This window comes from Phaeobacter sp. (assembly GCF_022825805.1).
Classification (GTDB): domain Bacteria; phylum Pseudomonadota; class Alphaproteobacteria; order Rhodobacterales; family Rhodobacteraceae; genus Phaeobacter.
The window spans coordinates 1-6,445 of sequence record NZ_JAJDWC010000162.1; the positions used below are offsets into that span (position 1 = coordinate 1).

At 55.7% G+C, this 6,445-nt stretch carries 4 protein-coding genes and 1 pseudogene; 3 read left to right on the plus strand and 2 right to left on the minus strand.

The features are described 5' to 3' along the window. Positions 1–229: 229 nt before the first annotated feature. Positions 230–850, minus strand: coding sequence for a hypothetical protein (locus Q0C28_RS17665; protein ID WP_293577782.1), 621 nt, complete (start codon positions 848–850; stop codon positions 230–232). Beyond that, entirely contained in the window at positions 850–1,563 is a 714-nt protein-coding gene (locus Q0C28_RS17670) for an AAA family ATPase (RefSeq protein ID WP_293577784.1), read from the minus strand. The genes Q0C28_RS17665 and Q0C28_RS17670 overlap by 1 nt, the downstream gene beginning before the upstream one ends. A gap of 724 nt (positions 1,564–2,287) precedes the next feature. On the opposite strand from Q0C28_RS17670, the gene Q0C28_RS17675 reads away from it, so the two are divergent. The 3 genes and pseudogenes from Q0C28_RS17675 to Q0C28_RS17685 all read left to right on the plus strand — a co-directional run. Continuing rightward, entirely contained in the window at positions 2,288–2,863 is a 576-nt protein-coding gene (locus tag Q0C28_RS17675; RefSeq protein WP_293577785.1) for a helix-turn-helix domain-containing protein, read from the plus strand. Further along, entirely contained in the window at positions 2,850–5,630 is a 2,781-nt protein-coding gene (locus tag Q0C28_RS17680; protein WP_293577787.1) for a relaxase/mobilization nuclease domain-containing protein, read from the plus strand. The genes Q0C28_RS17675 and Q0C28_RS17680 overlap by 14 nt, the downstream gene beginning before the upstream one ends. Further along, positions 5,623–6,306 (plus strand): annotated as a pseudogene (locus Q0C28_RS17685) (type IV secretory system conjugative DNA transfer family protein); the annotation flags it as partial. The gene Q0C28_RS17680 and the pseudogene Q0C28_RS17685, both read left to right, overlap by 8 nt. Positions 6,307–6,445 lie beyond the last annotated feature (139 nt).

A 6,445-nucleotide genomic window follows, 5' to 3' on the forward strand; every position in this document is an offset into this window, starting at 1 on the left:
AACGCACCAATCGCGCTCGACCCAAAGGTGTCAGTCTGGCATTGCTGTGAATGTTCATTCGATCCCTCCGAATAGGGTTGGTGCTTGGTAACTCCAACCAACTCGGTCTGGATCGAATGGACAACCTGTTGAAAGCTCACAACCTGTTGAAAGCTCACACCTAGAGCGAAGCGGAGGGCGCGTTGACCCCTGCCCTACTCAATCCCGCTCTTCAGCGGGATTTCGTTGCTCATTTTGATGATAATTCTTCAAGAACTTCGTCGAGGCATTTCCAGAAAAGCGGTTCGAATTGCCCGCGAAGCATGGCTGTGTCGGACGAAAGGCCGTAAGGATCATTTTCAGTGCGGAGATGATCAATCAATTCAGCGTCAACGCGCTTTGTCGTCTGATATCCGTCGCGAAGCGGGAGCCTATCGGCTTCTGGCTTCTCGATAAATTCGCGCTTTGGTTCGAAGAGTTGGACCGCTTTACGACCCGCCAAGCGGACGGGCACTTTTGGATCGATGCCTTTGGTCGCAAGTTTAGCAATCAGGTCACCATGATCGCGTTTGACCGCAGCTGTCAGGTGTATCTCGCGTGTCGGGGCGTTCGGTGGTGCGTGCTTGGTGGATTTGGCTTTAGGTTCAGGCCGCGCATCTTCTTGGGTCTTCGCCACAGCTGGTTTCGGCTTCGCAGCGGGTTGTCGCTGTTTGCGCGGTTTGGGAGCGTCCTTGGGAGAAGCTGCTGCAGGAGTCGCTGTTTCAGGAGCTGGTTTGATTGCTGGCGTGGCTTCTGCGATTGGTTTTCTAGGAAGATCAGAGTGATAGTTCGGATCGGAGCCTGCGATTTTTGTGCGTTGCTTTCTTGGCATTATGCTGCCCCCGTCACTTCTTTAAGAATTGCGGCGGCTTCTTCTAAGGCTTCTTCGAAGTGTTTGGCATGGACTCTCGTAAGCGGGTTCTTTGCGCTTCTCTTCGCTTGAGCGAGAGTGTGGAGAAGTCCTTTCTTCGAGGCTTCTCGATGCTGTTTTCGCGACATGAAGAAATTGGAAATGACTGGGAACGCTTCGAACGCGCGATCTTCGAATTCCAGTTCGGTTTTGCTCTGTTTCGCAGGGACATCGGAGAGGACGACGTGGAAAGACGGTAGGGCCGAAGGGTCTTCCGCGCGTTCAGCAAGGCCGTTGTACCACTCGAAGGTGTCATTGGTGCTTTTCCAGTCATCCATGCTGAGCTTCATGGGGAGCAAAATTGCATCGCTGGCTGCAGCCAGGTCATCCGCCCATGCACCGGCAGCGCCCATTGTATCGACAAAGATGTAGTCGACGTTGCCCTCTTCATAGACTTCATCGGTTTTCGTGCCGAGTTCATCTGAAAATTCAAGATGCTCAACCGTTAGCAGAGGATCATCAATTCCGATTGTTGTTGCCCAGTTCATCATCCCTTGCTGGGGATCAGTGTCATAGATGATGCAGCGCTTGCCGTCTCTCATCGCAGCGCTTGCGAGCGCGCGGATCAGTGTGGTTTTACCCGCTCCCCCCTTTCGGGACATCACGGCAATCACTTTCATATCGTCATTTGGCATGTGCTCGGCCTCAGTGTTCGTTGTTGGTTGTTTTAGGACCGTTATCGGTTGTCGGTGGCATAGTGTCAAGTGTTCAGTGTCGTATGTGCAGTGTCCGCTGTAAGCTGCGCAGTGTGCGATGTGCGCTGTATGCGGTGCGCGGACTGGGGTTCGCGGGACAGTGCTTAGTGCACAATGTGTGTGGCACAGTGATAGCGGCACGTTGTTTGTTGTCCGCTGTCGGCTGTACAGTGTGCGCGACATAGTGCGCGGGGTTTGCGGTATAGTGTTCAAGGATAGCGGTCAGTTGTGCGTTGTTGGTGGCATAATGTCAGCTGTCGCATGCGCGGGGAATAGTGTTCGCTGTTCAGTGTTGGCGGTGCAGTGTTCGCTGCGGCGATCCGATCCATTTGCCGGGGTCATTGCAAGATTAGAGGTCGGTCAAGAACGGAAATGGCCATCAGGGGCGCTCAGAGCGGCGTGTGGCGGTCTTCTCGATGGTCTGGTAGGGTAGGGGTGCTGAAATCAGATTGCAGCCCTGAGGGGGGCGTTCTGTTGGGTTCGCCTCTGACAGCCGTCATCGGCTGGCCTCGCTTATAGCTCGGCGGCCTTGGTTTTGCAAACCTCGGCGAGAAACGGAATACATTCCTCATTCATGACAAAACCGCAGTATTGACACAATACCGCATTTTTGTATTCTGTCGGTATGTATGAGGATGGCAGGAAATAGGGGTTCTTTGTTCGTATGCCAAAAGGACGAATTCTGACACCCGACGAACGTCTGGTGATTGCACGTGAGGCGGCGAAAGGCGCTAGTGTAAAAGGTCTTGCGGCGCGATTTGGTGTTACTCGCCGCACGATCCACTACACGATCAAGCGCGAAAAAGATCGACGCCGCGACACCGGAATCAGAACTGCCGCCGCAAGCGTCACCGTGACACCGGACGAGATGGCAGCGTTTGATCTTGCGATTTCAACGCATGGGTTTGGCAGTCGGGCGGACGCCTTACGGGCATTGATGCAGGCAACAAACGGAATTTTTGTACCAGACGACCACCTGTCCGGTGAGCTGGCGGGGTTCCGTGCGGCACTCAATCGGGTCGGCAACAATGTCACCCAGATCGCTAGGCGCATGAACGAAGCGAAGAAACGCGGTATGCCTGCGCCCTGGTCAGACCGGCAGTACGAAGAGATCCGAGCGCTGGCTGATCTGATCCTGGACATGGGTGATCAAACGGATCTGCTCATCCGGCGGCGCAAGGACGCCATGACTGTGACGGTGAGCGATGTGTTAAGGGAGTTTGCTCTTGGCACGCAATAGCGCAGTCGAAGCTGTCACCGGCGAGGTTTTTCGTGAGGGATGGGACCGCATTCGCGGGTCCATGCAAGGCCTCAACAGTAAAAAGCATGGGCAGCTCTACCGCGCCGCGCGAGGCCACCGGTCGGCCGTCTTCAAGGCGATCAAAAATGGCGGGACGCACAACAAAGGCCAATTAAGCAACCAGCTGTCTTACATCACGCGCGACCATAAGTTGGCCCATTTCGTGGATAGTCGCGGGACCTTCGACGGGAAGACCAAGTTTGAAGACAAAGACATCAAGAAAATCACGGATCGGTTTGCAGAGCGGTGGGACAGTGGGTTTCGCCCGAAGATGGGCAACACGACGCATATGCTCATGTCGTTCCCGAAAGGTACGAAGTCGGAGGACGTGAGAGACATCGCGTCAGACGTATGTGAGCGGTTCTTTGAGACCGATGAAGGCCATTTCGACTATGTGATTGCCGTTCACAAGGATCGGGATCATCCGCACGCTCATATCGTCTTGAACAGACGGTCCCAGGAAGGTGAGTTTTTCTATCTGGGTCGTGATCATCGGTTCAATTACGACGATTTCCGCCTCGCAATGGTGGAAGAGGCCGAAAAGTATGGCGTGAAGTTGGAAGCAACGCGCCGGGTTGATCGCGGTGTTGTTCACTATCCGCCTCGGACGCGAGAAATCTACGCTGTCAAGCAGAGCGCTGAAAACGGTGTGATGCGTGAATCCGAACAGAGAGAGCGGGTAGGGCGTGATCTTGCACGGACCCTGGCCGAGATTGCCAGCACAAGACTTGTCTATCACTCGCTCGCTGCGGAGGCCTCAGCCGACAGCCGAGAAGAAATTTCCGAGGCCCTTCTGAAAGCGGCAGAGCTATTGGGCAAGGGAACACACATTCAGCATGATGGAGACATTTACATGGGAGCCGCCGAGGACTTTGACGACCTAAAAGGGCAGTACGCCGAAACCGTAGAGGACGTGCAGGCGCGCATCGCGCGGCTGCCTGAAGGTGAGCGAGCGGCCAATGAAAGAAGGCTGAATGACATCCAAGTCGGCCTTCGTCGGATGCAGCCGCTTGGTCTGCGATCTGTGACGCTTGAGCAAAAGCCTTCAGAGGGTGGGATTTATTCCGAGACGAATATCAACAGCGAGCTTGTTGAACAATTGCAGGACGGCAGCACGCGCGCCCAGATTTATAACGCTTTGCGCGGGACCGGAATCAGAACCGATACTGTCGTCAACCGGATTGAGACCGGCGCTCCAAACGCGGCGCTGGAGCGTCAATGGGTTGCCGATGATCTTGCGAAAGTTGCCGAGGCGCAGGGCTTGAACCTGGAGCGCAAGCACGATCTTGAGGTTGCGCGCGACCGGCTGAACCAGGTGCATGTTGAGTTGGGCACCGTGCTTGAAAGGGCGGAGGTGTTGCGCGATGACGGCGTGATTGAAGAGGCGCGCGAAATCCGTTTCCACTTTGATCAGGAGCGTCTGGACGATACCACGCGGGCTGTGCGCCAGGAATTGAGAGGGCAGGGGGTCAACGAAGCGCAGCTTCAGGCCCGCGCCGTTGAGATTGAAAACCGCGCGTTTGACCGGATTGAGGCAGAGCAGCGGGAATATCTCGAAACGCGTCCCGAAATTCTCTCCGATCCTGGTGCGGTGTATCGGGCCGACGAAGAGGGCAGGGGGCGGATCACAGATCAGGAGCTTGCGGATCGACTTGATCGTGAGATTGAGGTCATTCTTGACCGCGCGCCCGCCAATCAGAGCATTTCCGAGGCCGTCGCGTCCGACTTCAAGGAGCGTTACCCGGATATGCCTGATCACGTCGCCCGAGGCTTGGGTGACACCTATGAGACGAGCTTCCGCTTGAACAACGAGCAGGAGTTGCGCCAGGCCGAGCTTGAAGAGGCTGAGAATGCCACGGCACGCGAAGCTGCGCTTGAAGCAAACCGGCTGGACAATGGCATCCGTCAGGCCGAGGCAGACGGTATTTCGGCGGCAGAGCGGCGCGAGCTGGTCGCAGAGATTGAGACCAACGTGCGACAGGGCGCAAATGACGATGGCCGGGCTTACACCGATGATCGGTTTGAGCAACTGGTTAGAGAGCGTTATTTGTTGGAAGCAAATGGGGGTAGTACACAACAGCGTGTGGCGTTGGCGACGGAGTTCACCCGACTTTCGCTCGACCGTCAGAACGGTGAGCTAAGCCCAGAAGAAGCGCGGCGGGCCGATGCGATCTTGCGTGATACTGCCGACAAGTATGGCAACCAGATGCTCGACGGTCTTCAGCGTGACGATACGCGCGAATTCATGTCGATCCATGACGAAGGGTATTTCAGCCGTGACGAGAAGGCTGACGAGTTCGAAATTGAGCGGCGCAGAGAGTTTAGGTTTGCGATGCAGCCCTATCAATCTCAAGGGATCGACAATGCAGAAATCCGGCGCGTGGTGGAACACGAGCGGTCGGACGATGTGTCGCCGTCGCTGGCAACCGATGAACAGCGCCTCAGCTATCGTGAACAGATCGAGCGTGAGCTTGATGTCGCGCAGATCGAGCGGTTGCGCGAGGGTGACAGCGATGCGTTGGAGAATCTGTCGGACGACCGCCTAGACCGGCTCTACGCAGCAAAAGCCTATCTCCAATCGGACGCGGCAACGGCGAATTCGGAAGCCTATAGAGAGGTCGTGCAGGAGATTGCCGAAGAACAGTACGAACTTCAAAAGGACCGTTTGGTCGACTCTGAGCTCGAAGGAGGGCCAGTCCATGGGTAAGGGTCGTATCGCCTTTGGCGTTTTTCTTCTTACGCTGGTGGTCGTCGCCATCGGCTATGTCGTGTCGTCCGCTGTCCTGACCTTCAAAGACTTGGGCTTCCAAGCGGATATCGACTTTTTCTATCTCGCTGAAAACTACTTCTACCTGCGGGACTATCGGCCTGATGACTTTCGCCTCGTGAACCTGATCATGGCCGGATTTGGCATCGCAGGTCTGTTGATGAGCATTGCGGTATCAGGATCGGCATTGACAAAGTTCGGCCTGACCCATTGGCAGAAAAGCGGCGAGCTTTCGAAAAACGGATTCTTCGGCAAGCCCGGCACAGGCTTTATACTGGGCAAGATGTCCAAGCCGAGGCGCAGGGGCAGATACCTTGTCGCAAAGACGTTCCCGCATGCTCTGATCGTCGCGCCGACGGGCAGAGGTAAGACCACTGGTTTCGTGATCCCGAATCTCCTTACATGGGAAGGTTCTGCCGTAGTGTTGGACGTGAAAGGCGAAAACTTTGAGGCCACGGCGCGGCACCGGCGCAAGCAGGGAGATAAAATCTTCCGTTTTGCACCCGCGGATTTTGAGGATCGCCGGACCCATCGATACAATCCGCTGTTGCGTATCTCGGAACTGAAGGACGCGGCGCAGCAACAGATGGAGTTGCAGTTGCTCGCGTCGCTCTTCGGGTCTATCGGCATAAAGGTACACGGGGTCCCACAGGATTGGGTATGTTTGTAGATCACTGACATCTGCTTGAAGACCGATCAGATCAGTTTGGCGTGTTTTGTGAGGTGTCCGCGTTGATCGCGTCGTAAAGAGCGGT